The sequence below is a fragment of the Candidatus Marinimicrobia bacterium CG08_land_8_20_14_0_20_45_22 genome, from assembly GCA_002774355.1.
GTDB lineage: Bacteria > Fidelibacterota > UBA2242 > UBA2242 > UBA2242 > 0-14-0-20-45-22.
On sequence record PEYN01000213.1, the window covers coordinates 23,024 to 49,006 of the forward strand.

Genomic DNA, 25,983 nt, shown 5'->3' on the forward strand with positions numbered 1-25,983 from the left:
CCTTATTTGATCTCAAAGAATCGCATGATTCCCATCATTACCTGATTGCGTTCTTCAAATGTTTTAATCGTCTCAAACGGAAAACCGAATGCAACGACGCGATATTTCCCTTTATACGAGATTCCGGCGCTGAACGAATTCTCCTGATACCGAACAATCGTCTTGGCTTCCGGTGTTGAAGGATCGATCGCATCGGGAGCTTCACAAGTGTAAATCATTCGATCATAACCTGTGTTGAATGCTAAACTTTTAGGTGATAATCCGAATTCCGATGAAACGCTAAAAACTTTTCCGTTTGCGCTTGCATGTCCAGTTACCAGTTTTAACTTTAAAACATTTTTGGCGAAGGAACTATCTTGGCTGTTCCGATTTGCGAATAAGTCCGTTCCGACGTATGCACCGGACAGAAAAAGATTCCCGCCTGCTGAACAAAAGCGGGAAATCTCCTGCTGTAGTTCTTTCGTAAACGCTTTGAACTGCTTGTCTTTCAACGGCTTTGGCCATTCCGTCTCTTTCTCTTCGCCCAAGATCAGATCGACGGTTTTATACTTTGTAATATCCAGTTCGCCTTCCGCGATCGCCTCGTCGCTCGCCGAGATAAACGAATAACCGGCGGCTTTTAGCGATTGTCCATGAACGAACGGAAAATCGAATGTGTTACCCGGAACGATAGTCGTCTCGTAATCGGCATGACTCGCGCCCCAACCCGGCTGATCGTTCGTCAACCACGGCGATGTTGGCATAAAATCGATTTGAGCGCCAGTATAATCCAACGCATATTTATCAGGAACACCTTGATCAAGAAAATTAGCAAACCCGACAAACGAACTGGTCACAATTTTCTCCGGCGCAGAAATCCGGTCGAATCCGTTAATTATCAGAACCGGCGTTTGATCTCGATTCACTTGACAAACAGATAGGATTTCCGATGGAAAACTCTCGCCGCCTTTGTTAACCGCCGTTACTTTAAAACTGTAAACTGTGTTTTGTTGAAAATTTGATAAGACAAATTGCGGACGATCGACCAGAACACCATTGTCGAATCCGCCGTCATTTATCCGAGTATAGACGACAAATTTTTCAGCATTCGCGGTCGGTTCGAGCGGATCGGTAGTTGGTTTCCATTTTAAAATAATCTCCCCCGCTCTGCCAAATACCGCCTGAAAGTGAGAAACCGAAAGTGGTTGAACCACAAAAGGATAACCATATCGATTTGATATGAATTTCAGCATTGATTTGTAAATTGAACGGCTGACATCGAACCGAAATCGTGGGTCGCTGGCAAATCGCATGTCCAAGAAATTCTGATGTGACAACAGTTCCAGAAGCGCAGATGGAATATTCGGGCGATAAGATTCGCTGTATTGTCGATTCCAAAGTTGACGACGATTCCATTTAGCATCGTATTTCATTCGAATGTCCTCAACAATCTGAGTTTGCAAAATATCCGCAAAATCTCTATTAGCTAAACGTGAGACTCCATCCGGAAAAACCCGAGAAGAATCCGAATCTTCGATGCTATAGATCGAAAGCGTTCCAACAACCGTGTCGCTTGTCGTTGTCCCTGCGTCCGTATGAAATGCCAAAGACAAATCAATTGGAATTCCCAATCCTCTTACATTTTGATTTTTATTTGGACCGCATGGCGCTCCATTCAGATAATTCACCCATTCTCCGCGGCACTGGTAATCATCTACATAATCATCCGAATCATGGTGGAAATGAAAAATCAAAGAATCGGGCATTCCGGCATATTGCAGATAATAACGCGCTCCTTCTTCGAATCTGGGGCGAGCGCTCACACTACCGAATCTCTCAATGTTACCGATTCCGCCGCCAAATCGAACCGCATCGGCTGTGACGATTTTTCCATATTCGGCACTTTGGTTGGTCAGAGTCACTTTGCCAATTTCAGGATTTACTCCTTTTTGAAAGTGAAACGTTCCGAGATAAATCCACGTCCCGCCGCCGATCTGTTGATTGACGGAAAATCGTGTCTGTCCTCCTGAATGATAAACTGTATAAATCGCATCTGAAACGCTCATTGAATCTGAATAATATGCGATAGTCACCCCATAGTCTCCCGTCTCCGGAATTTCAGGAATCCACTGAATTTCACTGGTTCCATTGTTTGATGAAGGTGTCAATCGATAACTTCCTGTCTGAAAGGGATTTATCCCAGTCTTGTAAGGCGGTTCTCCAATGGAAAATCCTTTCGTTTCGCCAGTTTTCCAGACAGTATTCGGATCGATTAATTTCTCCTGATAAGTTCCCATTTTTTCCGGCGAATCATTATCGATGATAACTTCATTCGTTTGAATGTCTCGTTCTCGTGGGACGAAAACATTGGCGCCCGCATTTTCTAACATCGGTATTATATAAGGCAAGACAAAAGCGGTCGGCAATAAATCCTCAACGGTCTGAAAAAGTCGGCATCTTTGCCATTCCCAACGATCTGTATCAAGGCTATAATACCAGCCGTGACTATTCCAGAGCGCGATATTATGGTTTACTAAACCGTTTTCAGGATGAACCGGCTTGCTCAAGTTTTTAATGACAGAAACAGCCTTCTTCCCTGTCTTCGGCAAACGAGTAATGTCATAATTCGACAGATTCGTTCTATAAAAGTTTGGAACGAGATCTTCTATCGGACGATCCAATGTAAAAAGCGTGAGCGAATAATTTTTAAACCGCTTGCCCAACTTCTTTTTCAGGAAGGAATAAGCGGCTTTCGTATTTTCTTCCCTGAGCGGAATAATGGAAAAATCAGAATTAAAATAAATGTCGATGTGCTTTTTCTGTGAATCAACGACAATATTCCGGATCCTTGTTTGAGGCGATAAACTCAGCGGCTTCTTTTCCCGTATACAAACGCGGAGAAATTGTTCTGTCTTCTTCATGACCGTTTTTTCAGCGTTCGTTTTGGGAATATAGCGTGGACCCCGGGATTGTAATGCTACCGTAGCACAGTTGGAAATAAACAATAAACTTGCTATAAAAAGAACAAATAATCTCTTCTTCAACTTGGATTGCCTCATCCTTTACAAATAACTCTGGCGAAGTTACGGCTTTAAACTTTGATATTCAAGAATGAGAATTCCCGTATCACTAAAATTTTGGCGTTTCCCCAAAACGAAGTGAATTGGGGGAAGCGATTATTCATTATCGCATGTATATTTCGACTCATCATCGGACCGTTTTTTTAATTTATGATAAACTATTTGATTTCATGGATAAAGCGTATAAATTTCTGTTAGCTTTATTGACATTTCTTAAGAAGAGTATGTTCATGAAAAAAACTCTAATCCTTTGTTTACTACTCGCTCTGCGAGCGAATCTTTTGCCGGCAATCGTCGATACGCCGCTGGCAAATTTTTCAGCCGCTCAACGTGCATGGTTGTTAAATCAGCGCCAAGAATCTTTCGAACTCTATCTGAAAGAATCCGAAACTTCCGCTCAAAAACAAATCCCGCTGACGAATGCGGCGACAATCCGGTTTATCGAGTCTGATTTATCATCTTCAGATAAATTCGTCAATCGGGCGCTTCAAATCGATCCAAATTACGGACCGGCGCTTCTTTTAAAAGGACAAATCGAGTTTCAACGCGGGAACATTCGGGCTGGAACCATTTATCTTCGCGCCGCCGCTAAAAATCACCCGCATCCTGAAATTCCGCTTTTCTATCTTTGCTATCATCTTGCAAAGCGAAATCAATTAAAAGAACCGTTAGAAGTGTTGAAAGACGCTGTTTCGGAAAATAAACAATTCACGCCGCCATATCCACTTATCGGCGAAATTCTGATCAAACAGGGAAAAATTAAAGACGCTGTCGAAGTTCTTACCAATGCCCTGAAAATCTCTTATGACGCGGAAATCCTTCTAACACTTGCGCGGGCAACGGAAAAAGCAGGCAATCTGACGGAGGCGAAAAAATATTTTGGTCTTTTCTCCTACCTTTTTCCCAAACATCCTGAAAATATTAATGTTTTGAACTGGCTGAAAAATAATGGCGTTACGAAACCTTACTCGCATCAATTCAAACCTATTCCAACAAGAAACACTTCCGATCGATTTCTACCAATCGGCGAAAACTTCGTTTACTGCGTCGATTGGGGACCCATTCGCGTTGGCGAGTTGAAAACGGTCGTCGCCGAAACGCTCCGCTTTCAAAATCATGACGCATACAAAGTTATTTTCAGTCTAGATTCAAATCCAGCGCTGGAATTCATTGCATCGCTTCACAGCGACTACATCACGATTATCGATCAAAGCACCAAACAAGTTCTCCAGCATTTCCTCCATATTCGTGAAAATAATATCGTCAGCGATAAAGTTTACGATTTCGAAACTAAAACAGGGAAATTCATCTGTCGGTCAATCGAAGAAGACGGACATATTCAAATACTCGAAAAATATTTACCTGAAAATACAATCGACGGGACTTCCATCCTTTTTTATTCACGACAGGTCGTCAAGGAAAAACGCAAAGAGCGCGTTATGACCATCATCGACGAGAATTTCGTCATAACGGATATCAACTATGAAAATAGAAAAGAACCTGTCGCCGTTCGGAACAAAACGGAAAACGCTTTGGTCATTTCCGGCGAAAACTACTACAAAGGAATCGTTGGACTTACCGGAAAATTCCGTGGCTGGTTTCGCGACGATCGCACTTTTCTTCCGGTTCGCTCGGATTTTGAAATCTGGGTCGGTAGAATCGCCATTTCGATGGCAGATGAAGAAGAACAAAGGCAACATAAATATGCGCGTTAGTCTCTTGAAAACTTCCATCTTACTGGTTTTTGCCTGCTTAGGAATCACGATTCACTCTGCCTGTAGTTTGAATCGAATTGTCATAAACGCCGCCGGAGGGTTCATGGAAAGCGGCATTCAATCGGTCTATTCAGAAGGCGATCTTGAATTGGCCGAGAATTTCCTCGCGAGCAATCTGAAAATGATTGAAATACTGGCTTCCAAAGACACTTCGAATACGCAGATGAATTTGTTAGCGGCACAGACATTCGGCGCGTACTCTATGGCTTTTGTCGAAGACGAAAATCCGGAACGCGCATCGGCTCTATACAAGCGCGGATTGGCGTATTCCTTTCGCTCGCTTCCGCCGAAAAAAAGATTCAACGAACAGATAACTATCGATCAGTTGGAAAACCTTTTACCGAACTTTACCCAAGACGACGTTCCGGCGCTTTTTTGGATTGGATACAACTGGGGACAATTTATCCTGCAACATCTTGACGATCCGATGACGATCGTTCATCTATCGAAAGTCGAGATGATCATGCGGCGCGTCATGGAATTAGACGAAAGTTACAACTTCGCCGGCGTCGATCTTTTTTACGGATGCTTTTATGCCGCACGTCCACCCTTTCTTGGCGGAAATCCCGAAAAAGGAAGGCAATTTTTCGAGAGAAACAATGAACTTAACGGCAATTCATTCCTTATGAGCCAATTTTTTATGGCAAAGTATTACGCCGTTCAAATGCAGGATCGAAAACTGTTTGAATCCCTTTTGACTGAAATTGATCAGGCGGACATTGACGCGCGCCCAGACATTCGACTGATGAACGCACTCGCAAAAGAAAAGGCGGCAAAACTCCGGCTTATGGAAGCGGATTTATTCGATACTGGAGAATGAGAAAATAATGACTATCTATCCGCGACAAACACATTTTAAAGGAGGTAAATCTGTGGCTTTATCCAAAGAAATCCTGATCAGCGTTTCAATTTTGATTGGTTCATTTCTGGCTGATCCGGTTTATCCGCAAGCGCCCCATATTGTCAAAGTTGCGACGGTCGCTCCCGAAGGATCAAGTTGGATGAAAGAGTTTCGCGCTTTCGAAAAAGATTTGAGTCTATCTACAAACGGACAGATTCAGTTTAAGATTTATCCGAATGCGGTTCAGGGCGGCGAAAAAGACGTTTTACGGAAGATGCGGCTTGGACAAATCGATGTCGGAACTTTTACCGGCGTTGGACTTGGAGAGATTGTCCCGGAAGTTCGCATTCTCGATCTTCCTTTTCTGTTTCGCACCAGCGAGGAAGTCGATTACGTTTACACGGCTCTGTTTAAAGAGTTTCAGCAAAAATTCATCAAAAAAGGATTCTTTCTCGTTGGTTGGGCGGAAGTCGGATTCGTTTACACGTTTACCAAGACGCCGATCGCCAAGCCGGAGGATTTCCGAAAAATCAAGATGTGGCTATGGAAAGGCGATCCGCTGGCAAAGGCGACTTTTGACGTGATGAAAATCCAATCTGTTCCGTTAGACATCACCGACGTTTATACTTCCCTGCAAACGGGATTGGTCGATGGCGTTTACATCTCGCCTTACGGCGTGCTGGCTTTGCAATGGTTTACCAAAACAAAATACATGTTGAATTATCCGCTGACCAATTCCGTCGGCGCAATTCTCATCACCACGAAAAAACTGAATTCCATCCCGGAGAATCTACGCGGAGTTTTCGTCGAAATGACTAAAAATAACATGCTAAAAATCGTCATCCAAAGCCGTAAAGATAATCTCGCTTCCATCCAAGCTCTTCAGAAATCCGGCATTCATTTGACGACCGTCAACGACAAGAAAACGATCGCAGAATTCGATGAGATCGGAAGACAGACGCGTGAAAAACTCGTCGGCTCTCTCTATTCTCAGGAACTGTTGAAACAAGTCCTCGCTCTTCTCGATGAATATCGGACGAAGCATGATCACTAAAATCCGGAAAACCATTGACAAATTTCTGACAGGAATGGCGATATTTCTGATGTTATCGCTCGTCTTGTTTTCATTTTTACAAGTCATGTTACGGAATCTGTTCGGCGCCAGCATGGATGCGGCGGACGAGTTTATGCGAAACGGCGTTCTGTGGATCGCATTTATCGGAGCGGCGCTGACAACGCTTCATGGGAAACACATTTCCATTGACATTCTTCCTCGGTTTGCAAAAGGTAAAGGAAAGAAAATTCTGGATTGGACGCTTACCATTTCCGCCGCAATAATTTGTCTGGTAATGACATGGTATTCTACCGAGTTTATTATCTTGGAAATCCAAATGAAATCCCTCATCGCCGGATTTTGTCCGGCGTGGCTTATCGAAATCATCATTCCTATCGGTTTCTTTCTACTGGCAATTTCGTTTCCAATGAGATTGCTCGATAAAAGTCAAAAGGCGGATTCATGAACGGACTGATCTTCACAGGAATTATCGTTCTTCTTGTTATTGCCGGACTTCCGCTCTTTGCCGCAATCAGCATTTCCTCGGTTCTTCTGTTTTTGTCGTCGGGAATCGATCCAACTGTCGTCATCGTCGAACTCTACCGCATCGCCTCCGCGCCGACACTATTAGCAATTCCACTCTTCACTTTTGCCGGATTTATCTTAGCGGAAAGCAAAGCGCCAAGACGATTGTTGAACCTCGCCGATTCTCTGTTCGGTTGGGCGCCGGGCGGAGTCGCGATCGTTTCACTGATCACTTGCGCGTTGTTCACCTGTTTTACCGGCGCTTCGGGAATTACAATCATCGCCATCGGCGGATTGATATATCCCATTTTACGCAAGCATAATTATACGGAAAAATTCTCGCTGGGATTGGTCACCGCCTCCGGTAGTCTCGGCTTGCTTTTTGCCCCAAGTTTACCATTAATTCTTTACGGCGTCGTCGCGTCGGTTTCCATCGATCAACTTTTTCTGGCGGGCATTTTACCGGGAACTCTGCTCATCCTGATTCTTTCTCTCTACGCCGCGAAGCAGGATATCATCAGCCCGACTATTCGAAAGAAATTTTCCATCAGATCGCTCATCCAAACAACAATAGCCGCCCGATGGGAATTGCCGATTCCAATCATCATACTTGGCGGAATTTACGGTGGAATTTTTACAGCGGTCGAAGCGGCGGCGGTAATGGCTTTTTATGTCTTCATCGCGGAGTTTTTTCTGTATCGCGACCTTTCCGTCCGCAAGGATTTAGTGAGGATCGCAAGAGACGGAACACAACTGGTCGGCGGAATCTTAATCATTCTCAGCGCGGCGATGGGATTGACGGCTTACCTGATCGATGCACAAATTCCGCAAAACCTACTAACTGCTATTCAAGAAGTCATTCATTCCAAATTCGTATTTCTCATCGCTCTGAATATTTTCCTGCTGATTACCGGCGCATTGCTGGACATTTTTTCGGCGATTATTATCGTCGTGCCGTTGATCGTGCCAATCGCATTGAGTTATCAGATCGATCCTGTGCATCTCGGCATCATTTTTTTGACCAATCTGGAAATCGGCTACATTACGCCGCCAATCGGATTAAATTTGTTCATCTCCAGTTTCCGGTTCAAAAAATCAATCCTGGAACTTTATCGCGTGAGCGTTCCTTTCCTTCTGCTGATGCTGGTTGCGCTGATTCTCATTACCTATATTCCGGGTCTTAGTCTCTGGCTTGTTCAGGCTTTAAAATAACAAAAGGAGAGATCTGTTTTGTCGAATAAGTTTACTTTTTCTTATGCTTTTGTACTTTGGGTCTCAACCATCGTTCTAAGTCATATCGGTCTTTCTCAGGAAATTCCCTCTTCTGATAGCCGAATATACTATGTCGGGGGCGATCACAAATTTCCGCCATACGAATATTTAAACGAAAAAAACGAACCGGAAGGTTACGTCGTTGATGTTATGCGAGCAGTCGCCAAAGCCGCCCACATCCGAATCGACATTCAATTGCAATCATGGAGCAATGCACGTTTTGCACTGGAAAATCGCAAAATTGACATCCTCGAAGGAATGTTCTATTCAAGAGAACGCGATAAAGTGTTCGATTATTCCGATCCGCATACAACTGTATCTCATACAATATTTGTGCGAACGGACAATACGGCGATTCAATCTCCAAAAGACTTAGTCGGAAAATCGGTCATCGTCCAAAAAGACGACATCATGCACGATTATCTACTGAATCGGAAATTTGACTGTAAAATTGTCACCGTTGAAAATCCGGAGCAGGCGCTGGATTTGCTCGCTTCTGGAAAACACGACTGCGCACTGATTGCCGAAATGCAGGGGTTATATTATCTTAATTTAAAAAAGATAACGAATCTCACCGTTGCTGGCGCTTCATTTTATAATGTCAGATATTGTTTTGCCGTCGCTGAAGGCGACTCTATTCTTCTTAAACGTTTGGACGGAGGGCTGAAAATTATCAAATCGACCGGCGAATATTACATGATATACGACCACTGGTTCGGCAAAGCGGATATTAGCAAACTGAAAATGACCTTATTTTATATCTTAATTGCCGCTTTTGTTTTGATGAGCGCAACTCTGTTCGGAACTCATGTATGGACATCGACTTTAAGAACAAAAGTCAAAAAAGCCACCGAAGATTTAACTAAAGAGATTGTAGAGCGAAAGAAGATCGAAGGTAAACTCGCCGAAGAAAAAATTCTTCTTCGGCTGGTTATCGATAACATCCCGGATGAAATATTCGTCAAAGATATTCATTCTCGATTCATCCTTGTTAACCAAGCCGTTTTAAAAGGGCACGGATTTTCAACAAGCGAGGAAATTGTCGGGAAAACCGATTTCGATCTCTTCCCCCCAGAACGAGCAAAGATATTCTGGGATGAAGAACAAACCATTTTCAGAACCCAAAAACCAATGCTCAATGTCGAAAGTTCGTATATCGGAAAAGACAACAAATTAGGATGGACCGCGACATCCAAAATACTCATGAAAAATATTCATGGCGCAGTTATCGGACTCGTCGGCGTCAAACGATTCATCACCGATCAAAAACTTGCTGAAGAAGAAGCATTGAGAGCGAGAAAAATCGAATCGCTTGGTATTCTTGCCGGCGGCATTGCGCACGATTTCAATAACATCCTGACGATTATTCTGGGAAATATTTCACTTTCCAAGTCTCTAATCAATCCCGATAGTAAAATCGTTAAATATCTGACAAATTCCGAAATTGCGTCTTTACGCGCCAGAGATCTCATTCAAAAGTTACTAACATTTTCAAAGGGCGGTCAGCCGATTCGCAAACCGATCGCTATCGGAAATCTTTTGCAGGAAACAGTTACACTCTCGCTCAGCGGTTCAAAAGCGCGATCTGTTTTTTCCATTCCACACGATCTTTGGACGGTCGAAGTGGATGAATCTCAGATGAATCAGGTAATTTCCAATCTCGTGATCAATGCCGATCAGGCTATGCCTACAGGTGGAATTATTGAGATTTTTGCAGAAAATACGATCCTCGAAGAAACCAAGTACGCATTGCCTGCAGGTAAATATATCCGCATAATCTTTAAAGACTCCGGAATAGGGATTCAAAGGGAATATCTACAAAAAATATTCGATCCTTACTTTACGACCAAATCGAAAGGTAGCGGTTTAGGTCTTGCAACGACTTATTCGATCATTAAGAATCACAACGGAGCGATAACAGTCGATTCTGAAATTGGTAAAGGAGCCGTTTTCACAATTCTTCTCCCCGCTTCCGAAAAAGAGGCAACTACAAAAGAAACATCATCCGCGACTGATTTTAGAGGAACCGGCAATATACTCGTGATGGATGATGAAGATTACGTTCGGGATTTGCTCGGTTCGATTTTGTCCGGTCTTGGATTTCACGTGGATTTCGCAGAAAACGGCGATCAGGCAATTCAAAAATATCAAGACGCAATGCATTCCGGTCAGCCTTTTCATGCGGTAATTTTGGATTTGACAATTCCGGGCGGAATGGGCGGAAAGGAAACCATCGGTCATCTTTTGAAGATCGATCCGAATATTAAAGCGATAGTGTCCAGTGGATATTCGAATGACCCGTTAATGGCGCATTACAAAGATTATGGATTCTGCGGCGTCGTTGCCAAACCGTATGACATCAATCAATTGATCAATGTGATGAAAAGCATCGAAGGTTAATTCGGGCAGAAAAAAAAGACTCACTCCTCTCCTTTCATTCTGAGCCACAGAGAAAATCGCATAAAGAAACACTAACTCAAACAAGAATTGACACTAAAGATTAGTGTAAAAGAAAAATCGTGGCGAAGTTGGAACGAAGTGGAAATCCCGCTTGCGGGGAATCTTTATTGTTTATATTGAACACTCCCAAGTGAGATTGCTCGTTACTTGTCCACGATTCTTCGTCGCTACGCGTTTTATCTACAGCATTTTTCGCGTTCATTCGCGTTAATTAGCGGTTCTGTAACTCACAATAAAACGCGAAGAACCTCATCCAAGTCCCGACAATAATGATTGCAAAGCGCCTTCGCCCTGCTATCTTCAATATTTCCATCCGAAATACCGATTGCACTAAAACCTGCTAATCTGATGGAAACAATTCCAGCGCCGCTGTCTTCTATTCCTACAACATGATGTCGTTCGCTGAACGGAATTCCCAAACCGACTCGACTAACTTCCGCATAAAGCCACGGATGCGGCTTCGGCGACAATTCACCCAGCGTACCGACCGAACCTTTTTTTAAAGGAAAACCCGCTGTAATAATCACATCATAAAATTCCGCCGGATCTCCCATATCGAGAGTTCTGAAAGCCGACAAAATCTCCGGATAAGCCTTTTCGTACAAGCCGGAAGTCACCAAACCGATCTTGATCTTTTGTTCTTTCAACTTCAAGAGAAATTCTTTCAATCCGGCACGCGGCGTAAAGGCTCCCACTCTACCATTTCCATCCAGAATCGCTTTCATTTCCCGCCTAGTATGTTCAAAATAAAAAACTCTCGCATCCTCAACGGTTTTATCAGGACAATACTTCGCGATGCAGTGTTGTAAATGTTCCGAAACGCTGTGTCCGGAAACATACGGCAAATCGCTTTCACTCAGTTCAAACTTCGGATTTCCCAAAAGGCTTGAGATGCTTTGCTGAATGATCCACACCCAGAACCCTTCACTTTTCACACTGGTGCCATCTAAGTCCATTAAAACAGCCTTTACGGGCTTTTTAATTTCTACATCAAGAACCGGATAGTAAGCTGGATAACCCATCGCAGACAACACGCAGGCAAGCGTCTTTTCAGGAAAACTGACGAACTCGACTTTGCCGTCGCCTGTTGAGATGATCGACTGAACATCATCTTTTCCGACATGAAATGTTCCATCCGACGTAGCAACCAATCGTTTCATCCCATTATTCATTAGAATTTTACCCAATCCGGGCAGATTTAATACATCCTTATTTTCAACCATTTGATAACCTAACTTTTATATATCAGATCAACCATTCAGTTCAAATTCAATTACCTTAATTCATTCAACCAACCCAAAAACGTGTCCATTGTAACCAAGAAATAGTTAAAAGTCAATCAAATATTATATTTCCAAAGATCATTATGACGAGCAAATTCATTTATTCCAACTGGATTTTTATTGTTTAAAAAATGTCCCGGAGGGACGATTGAATGGGTCAATTGATGTCTCGATTCATCCGTCCTTACGGGACGTGTATTAACATTTGTAATTCCATGTTCCCACGATTAAAATCGCGGGCTATTTTCATTTATCCCTACAGGATTATGATCAGTGAAAACGCGTTTTTATTTTCATTTGTCCCGAAGGGACATATGACAATAACCCGGCAATTCATTGCCGGGAAACGATAACATATGTAACAATCCGTCCCGTAGGGACGATTGAATGGATCGATCGATGTCTCGATTTGTTAATCAATTATTAAAGATTCTTCAATTCAATCAAAAATGGAGGCAGATGATTTTGGATAATATCCCAGACCTCTTCAGCATCGATCCCAAAATAATCATGAGCGACGATATTTCGGAATCCTCTGATTTTGCTCCAGTTTATCTGTCGTTGATCTTCGAGGAATTCCTCCGAAAGACGATTGACCATTTCACCAATGATAATGAAATTCATCAAAACGGCATCGAAATCACGCGAGTTCTGATAAAATTGATCGGCATCTTCATACCCTTTTGTGTACTCAAATATCTTTTCGATCGACTCTATTATCGATATAATATTTAAACGATCTTTAAACGGCATAAATCGCTTCCCTTAGAACGATTTCCCTGGCATAGGGTTTAAGATATTTGATTCTGCAGAGATCAACTTCGCATCCAAATTGCTCTGATAAATATTTCCGTAGTTTTGATTTCACTTCAAATATATTCTCTATGGAAAAATCAAATTCAACCAAAATATCAACATCGCTACCGGATCTCTGTTCATTTCGGGCGCAGGAGCCAAACAAACCGATTTTCTGAACATGATAATCACGTCTCAGAATTTCTGAATTGTTTTTTAAAATCGATAATATATCATCTTTATTGAACATGGTATAAAATAAACAGATAGGCCCGTTATCACAAGGTTTTTTAAATGTCAAACGTTTCCTCACAATTGAGATCGTGGGCTATTTTCACACAATCCCTACGGGATTATAATCAATAAAAATACGTTTTTTTTATTTGTCCCGAAGGGACATCCGATAATAACGCGGCAATTCATTGCCGGGAAACGATAACATATGTAACAATCCGTCCCGTAGGGACGATTGAATGGATCGATTGATGTCTCGATTCATCCGTCCTTACGGGACGTAGATTAACATTTGTAATTCTATGTTCCCACGATTGAAATCGTGGGCTATTTTCATGTTACTTTACGGGATTTATTTTATTGAATAAGTTATACCTGACACGCAACCTTTGCGTCAATCTCATCGGGCGCTCAATCTCTTTATGTAACTGAATGGCATGAGGTTATCCGTCTTTTCCGGATTCTGCCAAACGGCACGGATAATCATTCAAGTCATTTTGATAAATGTTCAGATCATTTTATAAAGTATCTAAATCATTTGAACATTTGTCCAGGTCGTTTGAACACTTGCTCAACTGAGACTGTAAGATAAAGTGTGTAAACCTTCGAAATAGGGATTAAGTTAATGCAAGAAAATTGGAGGAATTACACATGGAAATTGACAAGAAGGCACTTCAGCAGATGATAATGGCCAATGACATCAAGACGACGGAGGATTTGCAGGCTTTACTGCGAGATCTGACGAAGGAGATGATAGATACGATATACGAAGGGGGGTTGACGGCCCACCTGGGGTATGAACGTCATGCTCAAGGAGGGGAAAAGGGTGGCAATTACCGGAACGGTCATGGGAAGAAGACGGTTAAGAGCCACCTGGGTGAGATTGAGTTATCTCCGCCTCGGGATCGGCTGGGGGCATTTGATCCGGAGATCGTACGGAAGCGCCAGACGGATATATCGGGGTTAGAGATGAAAGTCATCAGTCCGGCAACTGCCGGATAAAGGGATGAGCACCCGCGACATTCGGGTTGACGGTGATGAACGAATTAAAGAACCGCGGAGTTGAGGACATCCTGATCTTTGCGGTAGATAATCTGACGGGCATATCGGACGCTATCGCGACGGCTTTCCCAAAAGCCGAAATCCAGAAATGTATCGTTCACCAGATCCGCAATTCGCTTAAGTTTGTACCCTGTTCCATGGGAACTCCTTCGGAGGAAAGAACGCAAAGCAGTGGCTGCTGATTTGAAGAAAATCTATAGTGCAGTGACCCCTGAACAGGCCGAATCGGAGTTGTCTGCATTCGAGGAGAAATGGGACTCGAAATATCCCCATATTGCCAAATCCTGGCGGAAGAATTGGGCGGAATTATCGACCTTTTACAAATTTCCGCCAGCCATCCGGAAACTGATCTATACGACCAATCCCATGTAGAGTTTTAACCGGGGCATACGTAAAGTGACCAAAACACGCTCAGTCTTTCCAACAGAAGATGCGCTGCTCAAATTGGTTTTTCTGGCGGTGCGGGATATTGAAAAAAAGTGGACGATGGCTTACCCGGATTGGGGAATTATTAATTTGCAACTTTCAATTTATTTTGAAGATATTTTGAAAAATTATGTCTAAATTCAAATGCAGTTTATACACTTTGTCTTACACTACCAAAAAATGACGAGGGTATTATCACCAGAACTATTAACTTCGGCCGAGACATCACCGAGTGCCTGTCTGCCGAACAGGCAGGCAAGCAGAGAGAAGAAGAGCGGGCGTATCAAACACGACTGCACAAATTCCGCAGCGAGATGACATATTCAATCAATCGTCAGCTTTCGCTTAGGGAGATACTTCAGCAGAGCGCTGAGGTCATCATGCGTAACTTTGATATTGCTTTTGTTCAGATTTGGACTATGAATCGTGAAATAAATTCTCTGGAGCTTCAAGCCCATGGAGAACTCAGTACACTCTGCCCAGAATCCGATATATGTATTCATATTGGAAAATTGCTTGCCAGCCGAGTCGTAGCTGAAGGACAGACGATTGCGAGTAATTCGATCCCCGATAGCCCTTTATTGATAGACGCCTCATGGGCACGTCACCATAATATTATTGCCTATGCGGGACTTCCCCTTTTTGTCGAAAACCATTTAGTGGGTGTGTTGACCGTCTTTGCAGGCACGTTGCTTCTTGAAAGGACGTTAAGTCCTTTGGCTGGCTCAGCGGTCACACTCGCACAGGGGATTATGCGCAAGGAGACAGAAGAGGCATTACAGGAAAGTGAGGAACGCTATCGCTCTTTGGTAGAATCCAGCGATGATCCTATTTACATCGTCGGTCGAAACCTCAAATATCTATTCGCTAATGAGAAACTCTTATCAAGGCTTGGAAAATCCCTGGATGAGCTTGTCAGTCAAGATTATTCTCAGTTTCATTCTCCGGAAGGCACACAGGAATTTTCTGCAAAAGTTGAACAGGTCTATAAATCCGGAAAACCGGTCAGTTATGAGCATAAAAGTCATCGGGATGGCCGGGTATTCATAAGTACATTAAGCCCGATTATAAATCCTAAAACCGAAGCAATCATAGCTGTAAACGTAATTTCAAAGGATATCACCGAACATAAACGAATAGAAGAAGCCCTCAGAAATAGTGAGAAAAATTTTCGAAACATATTTCGGTTTGTACCAGAATCATTAATTGTTTTGAGCGATCAAATGAAGGTACTGAACTCTAACAAAGCATTTGAAGAAATTATTCGCAGATATGCTCCTAAAATAAACATTTCTGAAGAAGAACTGAGGGGAAAAATTATATCAGAGCTACGTAGCCATTTTAGGAGAAAAAAGCATGGCTTCATTGAAATTAAGAAAGTCTCTGAAAAGATAAGTGTCGATGATGAAAAAAAGGAATTGATATTAGAATTTGACTTTGCAGGTAAAATTTTTGCAGCAGAAGAAGAAGACATTGTAGTTTCTCTAAAGGATATCACCGAGCGTAAACGAACGGAGGAAGAAATAGCCAGGTTGGCAAAATTTCCTTCTGAGGATCCGGAACCGGTTATGCGTCTGAACCATGATGGCACGGTCTTTTACGCTAACGAAGCCTGTGACTCGTTGCTGGTTGATTGGGGCTGGAACAGAGGTGAGAAGGTACCGGAATATTGGCGGAATATCCTCACCGAAGTGCTTGAAAAGCGGACGACCAGGATTGTCGAAACGCAATCTGGTGGAAATATTTACTCTTTCTTCTACGTACCGGTTGTGGAGGCGAAATATGTTAATCTGTATGGTCGGGATATCACCGAACTTAAGTTATCGGAAAAAGCACTGCTCAATTCAGAACATATGCTTCGAAAGTTACAGAAACGCACGGAAGAGATTGTGGACGAGGAACGTCGCCGGATCTCACAGGTAATTCATGATGACCTGGGACAGCATTTGACGACAATAATACTGGACCTGGAATCCGTCAAGCTGGAAATGTTAAAGCAAGGTAAAAATCCATTGTCTATAGTGATACAGAGATCTATGATGGTGCAGAAAATTGATGATATAAATATGGGTATCCAGGCGCTGGTGAACAGAATTCGTGAAATAGCGACCGAACTCCGGCCGGTCATATTAGATGACCTGGGATTAAGCGCCGCCATTCGCTGGAAAGTCCGCCAATTTAAAGAACATTCGAATATCCATTTTCTGTTTAAATCAGTTCCGGTTGATATTTCTTTAAATCCCGAACAAAATATGGCCTTTTTCGGTATTTTCAACGAGGCTCTGACCAACATTGCCCGGCATGCTGAGGCTAGTAATATTGACATAAAGCTAATCCAGACGCCCCAATCGACAACGCTTCAAATTGATGATGACGGTCAAGGGATGACCATGCAAACTATCGATAGTAATTATTCATTGGGGATTTACGGTATGCGGGAACGCGCCCAATCAGTAGAAGCTAAGTTTGAGATCAACAGTGAACCCGGAAAAGGTACAACTATAACTGTGAAACTTTAATGTAATATTAAGTAAATTTACTGATGAGGTGGCGCTATCGAAAGTATGACGATAGATAAAAATCCCCGGTTTTCCACTGGCTTTTAACTTTAAGGACCATGAGATGATTGATCTTTTTATTGCCGATGACCATCCGATTGTACTGCAGGGAATACGGCAAATGATATCGACCTGTGATGATATTCGGGTGGTGGGAGAAGCCCGCAGTGGCGCAGAATTGTTAGACAAAATTAAAAAATATCATTGCGACGTTTTGCTGATGGATATCAAAATGCCTGATCGCAACGGACTGGACCTGCTTCAGCAGGTGAAACATGATTATCCGGATTTGCGTGTCCTGGTTTTAAGTATGTATCCTGAAGAACAATATGGCCCCCGGTATATTCGGGCCGGCGCCTCCGGCTACCTCAATAAAGAGGTCATGCCCCGGGAATTGATTAAAGCAGTTCGTCGGGTTGCATCATGGGAAAAATATCTTACCCCAAAGTTGATAGATATAATGTTGACGGAATTGGAAGTGGAGCACCCTGATGCACCTCATGAGACACTCTCAGACCGGGAGTTTGACGTCTTTTGTAAAATCATTGCCGGCCGGCAAATTAATGAAATCGCCAAGGAAATGTGTATCGGTGTTACCACCGTTCGTACCTATAAATCCCGCCTCTTACAGAAAATGGGGCTGAAACACATTGCGGAGCTGATCCACTATGCCATCAATCATAAATTAGATGAGTAGCGCTTTTGAATTTGAACAGTTCCACCTAAACCAATCTCCGTAGGGAGTTGTCCCGAAAGCTATATTATATCATCCTGAACGTAGTGAAGGATTCAAATACCTGATCAAGATAATCAGCCGATCCTTCAGTCATTTCATTCCTTCAGGATGACATCTTGAAAATTATGAGTCAGTTCTACTGAAACAAACAATTCATTATCCGTAACTGCTTACCCAAAGGAGCCCCCAGACAGGCTTCTATGACTCCTGTTTTTTGAGGCCGGAATGAAAAGAAGAAAAACACTTACGCACCGGCCAAGCTGGAAAAACAGAAAGATTAACCGAAAAAATCCACATTTAAAACGCAGTGCGGTTTCAGGTTTTATGATCAATCATCCCGATACAAAATTGCTGGATAGCTTCCCATAAACGCCACTGGCTAAAACAAGAAGAACGAGCTCGATAAATATCCCGTAGTTATTTACAAAGGAATCAATAAATAACTACAAAAACAATCAATAATTAACTACAACATTTGTTTTTTATTATTTCTATAATAGAACCGCAAATGGAGAAGTGTAAAGAACTTTAAAAATGCCTATGAAAGGGGGTGATAAAAATGGCAGTCGAGAAAACCAATGCTTCCAGTAGCCTGGTTGAGGTAATCGATCGGATCCTTGACAAGGGTGTCGTGATCGACATCTGGGCCCGCGTATCGCTTGTCGGTATCGAGCTTTTGGCTATTGAAGCGCGCATCGTCATCGCTTCGGTTGAGACGTACCTGAAGTATGCTGAAGCAGTCGGATTAACCGCTAGCGCCGCAGTTCCGGCCTAGTAGTAAAAAGAGGTGAACCTTTTGCCAGGGTATCCTATATAAAAGCGTATCCTGCCAAAATGGTCGCCCTTCCATCTGTTACGGAAAGTCAAACAAAATGCGAAAAATTATTTTAGAAATTATCGAGTCATACGAGAAAAGAATAAATGCGGTAAGTGATATCATTGAAAGCGCACATCTGTTGGTGGAAAGATTCAGAGAAAAACGAATCGTGATGTTAGAAGAACTTCAGCGTAATCTGGCCCATTCTGAATCTCTGAGAAAAACGGACTTCGACCGGATTATGTCTGTAATTCAACTACGGCATAAAGAGAGAGAAACGGAAGTAAAGATGATGCTACAAAATTTTATCGAAGCCCATAAACGAATGGCCGAAGAGCTGCGAACCCAATTTGATCGGGATAACCGAAAGCGACAGAACACGGAAAAAGAACGCCTTGATGAGTTTCATTTAAGATTTGAACAGACTAAAAAAGAACAAGAAAGGAGGGAGATCGAAGTGAAAACTATTCTCGGGAGATTTCAAAATGAGCAAAAATGTTTTACTGAAATGATTGATGATCTTTTAAAAAAAGGACAGACAATCAGTACCCATGAAGTAAAATGCGTTGTACAAAACCTTACTCATATGGATTATAACCAGTATAAACAACCAATTAATATCAATATGTAGGAGAATTATTATGTTAGCAAATGACATGGAAAACATTACAAGAAATATCATGGATTCCTATGAAACCAGGATAAGCTTTGTAAAAGGTCTGGCTAGTGATACTGCAGAAATGCTGAAAAAATTCCACAGCGAGCATTCCGAGAGGTCAGAATCTCTGCATACTTCACTACAAACAAATTTAAAGCACATTAAAACTGATGTTGCGAATTTTATTTCCGGGGCGCGTCAGGAACGGCTCCAGCGTCGGCAGGAGACATTTCAAACGCTTTTAGATTTTCATGAAAAATTCACCAATGATACCAAAAACCTGCTGAATAATTTTACTAAAATGAGATTGGAAAAAAGAGCCGAACAGAAAGAATCCCTGGCGAATTTCACAAATCAATTAGTCCAGCATACGGCGACTATGTTAAAAAATTTCAGGGAGATTCATGCTCGCATGGCATCCGATCTGAATAAAATGCTCTTCTCTGCCACCGAATCCAGAAAAACTGAAATAGCGGCCTTTATGGACGATATGGCCAAGTACCATCAGGCTACGAAAAAAGAGCTTGAAACAATGCGGAAAGAACTTGGGGAATTTTTATCCCAAAGCGAGCATGACCGGCAAATGCAATTCAATAGTATTATGAAAGTAATCCGCGATGATATTAACGATATGCATGCAGCCTGGAAAGAGCTCGGTATAAAAATGCAGGCTTTCCGTTCCATGGGCATACCGAAGGTTAATGAGATGGAGGAAGCCGAACGCAGGAGAATCGAAAAAGAACGCGCGGAAGCCGAAAGAAAGAGACTGGAACAGGAAGAAGCGGAACGCAGAAGAATCGAAAAAGAACGCGCGGAAGCCGAAAGAAAGAGACTGGAACAGGAAGAAGCGGAAAAGAAGCAGCGCGAATTGGAAGAAACCAAAGCAATGATTTTAAACGCCGTCAAAAAGAATGCTTTAAAACTTCCCGAAATTGGAAATGTGGTTGGCAAAGCTTGGCAGGCGCTTATTCCCATCATGACCGAGCTAATTAACGATGGAAAGCTAAGCAAAGATAAAGATGGAATTTATCACATAGTATAAAATTTCATCTGTAAATAAGGTAAAAATTATGGGTATTGAGTCTATTATTAAAGCGGCGGAATCATTTGCAACGAAGACCTTTGCCAAACCGTCTCGGTTAATAAGTGTAAAAAAAGAAGGTGAAGAGTGGCTTGTGCTTGTGGAAACGGTGGTTGAAGATGAAGAAATGCGCAAATACGCCCGAATGGCAATTATAGGCCTATGGGAAATCCACCTGGATAGTGAGTCTAATGTGACTTTCTTTGAGCGCAAAGGATTAAAGAATGCAACTGCCCTGCATTATGATTTTGAAGATAAGAGTAAGGTTGGAGCGAAAAACACAACAAACCTGCGGCTTTTGCAGGAGAAAAGGCAAAGATCCTTTCGATCTTCTCTCGGCACTATCCACCTGCCAGGTGTGCACCGGTATTGGTACCGTCGAGGTCAAGAAACCTTTCAGAAAATGTGTATTTTGCGGGGGGACCGGAGTGTATCCGAATACCCGCTTGACCTGTACCGTCTGCGGGGGCAAAGGGGCTGTCACTATTCCGGAAGAATATATCCATTTGTCCGCAGTGCCGCGGAACCGGGACTGAGTTTGAAAGCAAGCTGCCTTGCATAAGGTGTCGCGGTTTGGGCGTCATATCGTTTAAACCAGTCTGCACCCGATGAGTCGTGACCAGCATATCACGCAGAAAGGCAACCCGCTAAGAAGTTAAATCGAAATCAGACACTGAAGTAAATTCAGTTAATGCAGGAAATTTTTAAACAGGAGTTCTAACATGGACGAGATCACAACAACGGTCATAGCGCCTTCCCCTAAAGCGGGATTTGTGGAAACCTGGTTTATACAGGACATTTCAGAAAGAGCATTAAAATACATTGAATCGGGATTTCCCGTGCATTTCAGAGGAAGAGCGGGGACCGGAAAAACCACTTTAGCAATGCATCTGGCGAATAAGATCGGTCGTCCGGTAGTGCTGATTCACGGTGATGAGGAATTTACCACCGCTAATCTGATTGGTGGTGAATATGGCTATCGGATGCGTAAAATTGTCGATAATTTTATCCACTCTGTGCTTAAAACTGAAGAGGATATGACAAAACGCTGGGTGGACAATCGGTTGACGGTTGCAGCCAAAAACGGATTTACCCTTATTTATGATGAATTTACCCGATCACGACCTGAAGCCAATAATATCCTTCTGTCAATATTGGAGGAAAGGATATTGGAGCTTCCGGCGGCACGCGGTGGCAATCCTTATCTGAAAGTTCATCCAAATTTCAGAGCCATCTTCACCAGTAATCCGGAAGAGTATGCCGGCACCCATGAAACTCAGGATGCCCTGAGAGACCGCATGATTACGATTGATCTCGAAGACTTTGATGAGGAAACCGAAATTTGCATAACAGCCTCAGCCTCCGGTCTTTCTAAAAAAGATGCTAAAAAAATTGTTTCAATTTCCAGATCGCTGCGTAACAGTGATATATGTGAGTTCGCTCCCACCGTCAGGACAAGTATTATGATCGCTAAAACAACCGGTTTCCAGAAAATCAATCCGGATGCATCCAATCCTTTATTTCACCAGATTTGTATGGATATTTTAACTTCGCAAACGATGCGCTATGGGCCTAAAAGAGGGGACAACCGGATCAGGAATTTGGTGGAAGGATTGATCGATAAGTATTGTTCTCAAACGAAACCTTCCCAAACTGAAAAAATGACGATCGACAAGGAGGTAAAAAATGCCTGAAAGACGTGAAGTCAAATCAGCCAAAACGAGCAATGCTAATTTAAATTCGCTTCCTAAGACTCATCGATCAAAGTATCTTGATTTATTCAAACTTGCGAGGCAAAAGGAAATACTGATTGCGGTGAACGAAATACTCAGAGGCAAACTTGAAAAAAACCAAACCCGGCTTGATGTAATCGAAAGGCAAATTGAGGAACTGGAAAATCCACCACAAGCATCGAACCGGAAAGTGACTGCCGTTGAGGACATTTCTGACGACCATTTGGGAGAAAGCCACAATTTGAAAACAATGAAACTGGGATATTGAAAATGTGTATGGATGGGGCGGTTACAAATTTTTCGTTGGGTATTCTGTTTGTATTCTGCGTCCTTTTACCTATTATTATATCCCCAAAAAACAGGCGATCAACAGAGCGTTATCACATCTTTTCAAAGTCTTTCGGTACGGAACTGCCTTTAACAGAACTGCTGGCAGAAGATAAAATGAGGTGAAATTTTGGCCACGAGCACCGGTTATTATCTCTATGGATTTATAGATTGTAATCAAGCGCTTGAAATAACAACCAAAGCCGTCGGAGGGAATGATTCAGTTCATAACCTTCCTTATCACGGGATAGGTGTGCTTTATAGCGCGGTTAATGGGAAAACCGTCCAACCCACGCGGGATAATCTGATGGCCCATCAAAAGCTTTTAGAATCTTTAATGGAACAATATACCGTCCTACCAATGCGATTCGGAATTGTGGCTCCAACTAAGGGCGTTTTATATGATGGTCTGAATAAAAGTTCGTCAATAATTCGATCAAAGCTGCTATATTTCCAGGGAAAACGGGAACTAAACATAAAGGCTTTCTGGGTGAAAGAGTATATCTATGGGTATATCATTAACAGCTATCCGAATATTCGATCTTTCAGAGACTCCATCCAAAAATTAAAAGGACAGACCGGACATTATAAAAGCATCGAACTTGGCCAGATGGTTGAACGCGCGCTTATCGCCGAAAGTGAAAAAGAGGCGGACGCCATCGTTTCTGAAATATCCTCTATCGCGTCACAGACGAATAAGTCAAAAATCTTTGGCGAGTTGATGTTTTTAAATTTAGCCGTGCTGGTGAAGGACCAGATGGAATCCCAACTAGACCAGCTGGTAAATGAAGCCGCCGAGAAACGGATAGGGAAAGTTCAATTTAAATATACCGGCCCAACTCCACCGGCGAGTTTCGTAGATATTCATTTGAAAGTTTAAAGAGGGAGCCGCATTACTGTGTTAAGGTTTTTAGTTTGGGTTGCCCGGAAGGTCAGCGAAGCCGTCGACCAGGAATACTATAGTCCCGATGCAATCAAACGGGAGCTGCTGGATATTTCCATGAAGGTCGAATCGGGGGAAATATCTGAATTAGAAGCAAAAATTGTTGAATAAAATAAGGAATCTTTGCAAAACATACAGATGAAATTGTTTCCTAAAAGGATTGATTTAGCTATATTGTCGTCAAGAAAAGCAGGGAGCACTAGATGAAAAGAGGGCGGCAAATAAGTATCGGGGATTATCAGGTTCATCAAAACCGTAAAGCGACACGAGCGGAGAAGAAATTATCGGAAATTGAGGGATTTGTGAATTGGGATCACATTGTCAACCTGGTAACGGTTATTGATAAGACTGATAAAAGTACCGGGGGCCGTCCACGCAAAGAGATCCTGATGATGTGCAAGATTTTATTCATCCAGTATCTGTATAACCTGTCAGACCCGGAGTTGGAGGATCAACTTAACGACCGTCTTTCCTTCCAACGCTTTGCGGGTATCGGTTTGGACATAAAGGTACCGGATCATAGTACTATTTGGCGTTTCAAAGAATCTCTGATCAAGGTTGGCCTGACGGACCAACTGTTTGAGATGATCACGTCTGATTTGGAATCCAAAGGTCTGTTTGTCAAGAAAGGTACAATTGTCGACGCCACGATCATCAGATCGGTCAACCGTCCTCTGAGCCGTCAGCGTCGTCAGCAATTATCCGAAAATCCTTCTTCCCAGGTGGATACGGATGCCCAATCGACGAAGAAAAACGGTAAATGTTATTATGGCTATAAAGGGCATATCGGGACAGATGTTGGCAGCATACTCATCCGGTCTAGGAGTTACACGTCGGCGAATGTTCACGACAGTACAGAGGCCGATAAATTGATCATTGGCGATGAGCGGTCCATGTTGGGCGATAAGGCCTATGCCAAAGACGAGGTTAAACGGCGTTGTCGTGAAGCCGGAATCTATTATGGAATTCTTGACAAGGGTCGGCGAGGGCGGAAATTATCGAACAAACAAAAACGTCGGAACCGACGTTTGTCGTCGATTCGTTCTCAAGTAGAACATCCCTTTGCCTATATAAAACGGATATTGAATCTTGATCTTGCCATGGCGAGGACTCTGCCCCGCAACGAACTTCGTTTTACGATGAATTGTATCATTTACAATATCATGAGGGCTGGCCAGTTGGCAAAATGTTCGATATAGTGGGCTAACTACGCCCGAACGGGAGAAAACAGGCACAAGTGCTTAATAGAATGGAAAATATTGGTTACATTTGGAGAAACGACCTGAGTGAAAATATCATTTGGATGGTAAACTAAGTGAATATGACTCTTGAAAATCATGTAAGTCGGCCGCCCAAAGGTTATTCAAAGGTTCCAATAAATAAAAGCGGTAAAATAGAAAAGGAGATATTTTTATGACTACAAAAAAAGACAAAGATGAAATCAAGATCAATCTAGGGTTCGGCAACTTATTCAAGGGCATCGGGAATTTCATTGATCTCGTCGGGCAAATGACCGAAAAAGGCGAGGAATTTGTAGAAAAAACAAAAGAATTCCGGGGAGAAGGAGCCCTAAAAGACCTAAAGGGAGTCTATGGATTCTCGGTAAAAATGGGACTGGGCGGCAAACCTGCGGTTGAACCTTTTGGAAACGTCAAAGCTACTCCGAAAGGTCCGGTAGTAGAGGAGGCTCGTGAACCTATTGTAGATGTTTTTGAAGAAGAAAATGAAATCCAGATTTTAGCAGAGATGCCCGGTGTTGAAGAGCAGGATGTGGAGCTGGAAATAAAAGGTGATATTCTCATCCTGTCTGCTATGGGCTCTGATAGAAAATACTATAAAGAGCTTTTACTCCCTTCACAGGTAGAGCCTGAAGCCCTGTCACGTTCTCATAAAAACGGCATCTTCGAGGCTCGCTTTAAGAAGAAATAAAGTAATGAGTGAGCGAAAACCGACCTACGAAGAACTTGAGGTTCAGTTATCCAGGGCAAAGGAGGCGCTAAGTCTTCAAAGTGCAATCACAACGAATATGGCTGAGGGTGTCTGTCTTATTCGAGCGCACGATGGTACAATTGTCTATGCTAATCCCACATTTGAGAAGATGTTTGGGTACGCTCCCGGGGAAATTATCGGGAAGCATGTCTCTGTAATAAATGCCCCCACTGAGAAAAGTCCTGAAGAAAAGGTTAAGGAAATTGATAAAATCGATGTATGGCGTGGGGAAGTTTATAACGTCAATAAAGAAGGTACGCCCTTTTGGTGTTACGCCAGTATTTCGATGTTTGAACATCCTGTATATGGGAAAGTTCAGGTCGCAGTCCATATTGATATCACCGAGCGCAAACGG

Annotated in this window: 22 protein-coding genes and 2 pseudogenes; 20 read left to right on the forward strand and 4 right to left on the reverse strand. The window is 42.7% G+C overall.

All coding sequences use genetic code 11. The features are described 5' to 3' along the window. Window positions 1–2: 2 nt before the first annotated feature. Window positions 3–2,984 carry a xanthan lyase gene (locus COT43_12160; protein ID PIS27112.1) on the reverse strand — a complete coding sequence of 994 codons (2,982 nt, stop codon included), beginning with the start codon at window positions 2,982–2,984 and terminating at the stop codon, window positions 3–5. A gap of 158 nt (window positions 2,985–3,142) precedes the next feature. On the opposite strand from COT43_12160, the gene COT43_12165 reads away from it, so the two are divergent. The 6 genes from COT43_12165 to COT43_12190 are packed head-to-tail and all read left to right on the forward strand — an operon-like array spanning window position 3,143 to window position 10,926. Then, window positions 3,143–4,774, forward strand: a complete 1,632-nt coding sequence (locus COT43_12165) for a hypothetical protein (GenBank protein ID PIS27113.1) — start codon at window positions 3,143–3,145, stop codon at window positions 4,772–4,774. Further along, a complete protein-coding gene (locus COT43_12170) occupies window positions 4,737–5,654 on the forward strand; it encodes a hypothetical protein (GenBank protein ID PIS27114.1) in 918 nt (305 codons plus the stop codon). The genes COT43_12165 and COT43_12170 overlap by 38 nt, the downstream gene beginning before the upstream one ends. Window positions 5,655–5,661: 7 nt before the next feature. Next, window positions 5,662–6,729 (forward strand): ABC transporter substrate-binding protein, encoded by a 1,068-nt coding sequence (locus tag COT43_12175; GenBank protein ID PIS27115.1) that lies wholly within the window; start codon window positions 5,662–5,664, stop codon window positions 6,727–6,729. After that, entirely contained in the window at window positions 6,701–7,195 is a 495-nt protein-coding gene (locus COT43_12180) for a hypothetical protein (GenBank protein PIS27116.1), read from the forward strand. Before COT43_12175 ends, COT43_12180 begins: the two co-directional genes overlap by 29 nt. A gap of 5 nt (window positions 7,196–7,200) precedes the next feature. After that, on the forward strand, window positions 7,201–8,466 hold the full coding sequence (locus COT43_12185; GenBank protein ID PIS27134.1) for a C4-dicarboxylate ABC transporter: 1,266 nt from the start codon (window positions 7,201–7,203) through the stop codon (window positions 8,464–8,466). Window positions 8,467–8,484: 18 nt separating this feature from the next. Further along, window positions 8,485–10,926 (forward strand): hypothetical protein, encoded by a 2,442-nt coding sequence (locus COT43_12190; protein ID PIS27117.1) that lies wholly within the window; start codon window positions 8,485–8,487, stop codon window positions 10,924–10,926. Window positions 10,927–11,213: 287 nt separating this feature from the next. Here COT43_12190 and COT43_12195 read toward each other — a convergent pair whose 3' ends face one another. The 3 genes from COT43_12195 to COT43_12205 form a co-directional block, all read right to left on the reverse strand. Next, the gene (locus COT43_12195) at window positions 11,214–12,209 is read right to left on the reverse strand and encodes a haloacid dehalogenase (GenBank protein ID PIS27118.1); all 996 of its coding nucleotides are present in this window, start codon (window positions 12,207–12,209) and stop codon (window positions 11,214–11,216) included. A 483-nt stretch (window positions 12,210–12,692) separates the two neighbouring features. Next, complete coding sequence (locus COT43_12200; protein ID PIS27119.1) at window positions 12,693–13,022, reverse strand: hypothetical protein; 330 nt, start codon at window positions 13,020–13,022, stop codon at window positions 12,693–12,695. After that, window positions 13,012–13,365: a hypothetical protein gene (locus COT43_12205; GenBank protein PIS27120.1), complete on the reverse strand. Its 354-nt coding sequence runs from the start codon at window positions 13,363–13,365 to the stop codon at window positions 13,012–13,014. The genes COT43_12200 and COT43_12205 overlap by 11 nt, the downstream gene beginning before the upstream one ends. A gap of 584 nt (window positions 13,366–13,949) precedes the next feature. Here COT43_12205 and COT43_12210 point away from each other — a divergent pair. The 14 genes and pseudogenes from COT43_12210 to COT43_12275 form a co-directional block, all read left to right on the forward strand. Next, a pseudogene (locus COT43_12210) lies at window positions 13,950–14,924 on the forward strand (hypothetical protein). Between the two features lie 176 nt (window positions 14,925–15,100). Then, window positions 15,101–17,305, forward strand: a complete 2,205-nt coding sequence (locus COT43_12215) for a hypothetical protein (protein ID PIS27121.1) — start codon at window positions 15,101–15,103, stop codon at window positions 17,303–17,305. Window positions 17,306–17,408: 103 nt separating this feature from the next. Next, a complete protein-coding gene (locus tag COT43_12220) occupies window positions 17,409–18,041 on the forward strand; it encodes a DNA-binding response regulator (protein PIS27122.1) in 633 nt (210 codons plus the stop codon). 598 nt (window positions 18,042–18,639) lie between these two features. Further along, window positions 18,640–18,855 carry a gas vesicle synthesis protein GvpA gene (locus COT43_12225; protein ID PIS27123.1) on the forward strand — a complete coding sequence of 72 codons (216 nt, stop codon included), beginning with the start codon at window positions 18,640–18,642 and terminating at the stop codon, window positions 18,853–18,855. 97 nt (window positions 18,856–18,952) lie between these two features. After that, entirely contained in the window at window positions 18,953–19,528 is a 576-nt protein-coding gene (locus tag COT43_12230) for a hypothetical protein (GenBank protein ID PIS27124.1), read from the forward strand. A gap of 10 nt (window positions 19,529–19,538) precedes the next feature. Beyond that, entirely contained in the window at window positions 19,539–20,597 is a 1,059-nt protein-coding gene (locus COT43_12235; protein ID PIS27125.1) for a hypothetical protein, read from the forward strand. Between the two features lie 305 nt (window positions 20,598–20,902). Then, window positions 20,903–21,248 (forward strand): annotated as a pseudogene (locus COT43_12240) (hypothetical protein). 110 nt (window positions 21,249–21,358) lie between these two features. Next, a complete protein-coding gene (gvpN, locus tag COT43_12245) occupies window positions 21,359–22,330 on the forward strand; it encodes a gas vesicle protein GvpN (protein ID PIS27126.1) in 972 nt (323 codons plus the stop codon). Next, a complete protein-coding gene (locus COT43_12250; GenBank protein PIS27127.1) occupies window positions 22,323–22,637 on the forward strand; it encodes a hypothetical protein in 315 nt (104 codons plus the stop codon). Before gvpN ends, COT43_12250 begins: the two co-directional genes overlap by 8 nt. A gap of 186 nt (window positions 22,638–22,823) precedes the next feature. Beyond that, complete coding sequence (locus COT43_12255) at window positions 22,824–23,576, forward strand: hypothetical protein (protein PIS27128.1); 753 nt, start codon at window positions 22,824–22,826, stop codon at window positions 23,574–23,576. 12 nt (window positions 23,577–23,588) lie between these two features. Continuing rightward, entirely contained in the window at window positions 23,589–23,750 is a 162-nt protein-coding gene (locus COT43_12260; GenBank protein ID PIS27129.1) for a hypothetical protein, read from the forward strand. A 92-nt stretch (window positions 23,751–23,842) separates the two neighbouring features. After that, window positions 23,843–24,838 carry a hypothetical protein gene (locus COT43_12265; protein PIS27130.1) on the forward strand — a complete coding sequence of 332 codons (996 nt, stop codon included), beginning with the start codon at window positions 23,843–23,845 and terminating at the stop codon, window positions 24,836–24,838. Between the two features lie 214 nt (window positions 24,839–25,052). After that, a complete protein-coding gene (locus tag COT43_12270; protein ID PIS27131.1) occupies window positions 25,053–25,568 on the forward strand; it encodes a heat-shock protein Hsp20 in 516 nt (171 codons plus the stop codon). A 4-nt stretch (window positions 25,569–25,572) separates the two neighbouring features. Continuing rightward, window positions 25,573–25,983 (forward strand): hypothetical protein (locus COT43_12275; GenBank protein PIS27132.1); only part of this gene is annotated, 411 nt, incomplete at its 3' end.

Coding starts and splice junctions, on each gene's coding strand:
- COT43_12170 (PIS27114.1), top strand. CDS start 4,737: ATGAAGAAGAACAAAGGCAACATAAATATGCGCGTTAGTCTCTTGAAA.
- COT43_12175 (PIS27115.1), top strand. CDS start 5,662: ATGACTATCTATCCGCGACAAACACATTTTAAAGGAGGTAAATCTGTG.
- COT43_12180 (PIS27116.1), top strand. CDS start 6,701: ATGAATATCGGACGAAGCATGATCACTAAAATCCGGAAAACCATTGAC.
- COT43_12195 (PIS27118.1), bottom strand. CDS start 12,209: ATGGTTGAAAATAAGGATGTATTAAATCTGCCCGGATTGGGTAAAATT.
- COT43_12200 (PIS27119.1), bottom strand. CDS start 13,022: ATGCCGTTTAAAGATCGTTTAAATATTATATCGATAATAGAGTCGATC.
- COT43_12215 (PIS27121.1), top strand. CDS start 15,101: ATGACATATTCAATCAATCGTCAGCTTTCGCTTAGGGAGATACTTCAG.
- COT43_12220 (PIS27122.1), top strand. CDS start 17,409: ATGATTGATCTTTTTATTGCCGATGACCATCCGATTGTACTGCAGGGA.
- COT43_12225 (PIS27123.1), top strand. CDS start 18,640: ATGGCAGTCGAGAAAACCAATGCTTCCAGTAGCCTGGTTGAGGTAATC.
- COT43_12230 (PIS27124.1), top strand. CDS start 18,953: ATGCGAAAAATTATTTTAGAAATTATCGAGTCATACGAGAAAAGAATA.
- COT43_12235 (PIS27125.1), top strand. CDS start 19,539: ATGTTAGCAAATGACATGGAAAACATTACAAGAAATATCATGGATTCC.
- gvpN (PIS27126.1), top strand. CDS start 21,359: ATGGACGAGATCACAACAACGGTCATAGCGCCTTCCCCTAAAGCGGGA.
- COT43_12250 (PIS27127.1), top strand. CDS start 22,323: ATGCCTGAAAGACGTGAAGTCAAATCAGCCAAAACGAGCAATGCTAAT.
- COT43_12265 (PIS27130.1), top strand. CDS start 23,843: ATGAAAAGAGGGCGGCAAATAAGTATCGGGGATTATCAGGTTCATCAA.
- COT43_12270 (PIS27131.1), top strand. CDS start 25,053: ATGACTACAAAAAAAGACAAAGATGAAATCAAGATCAATCTAGGGTTC.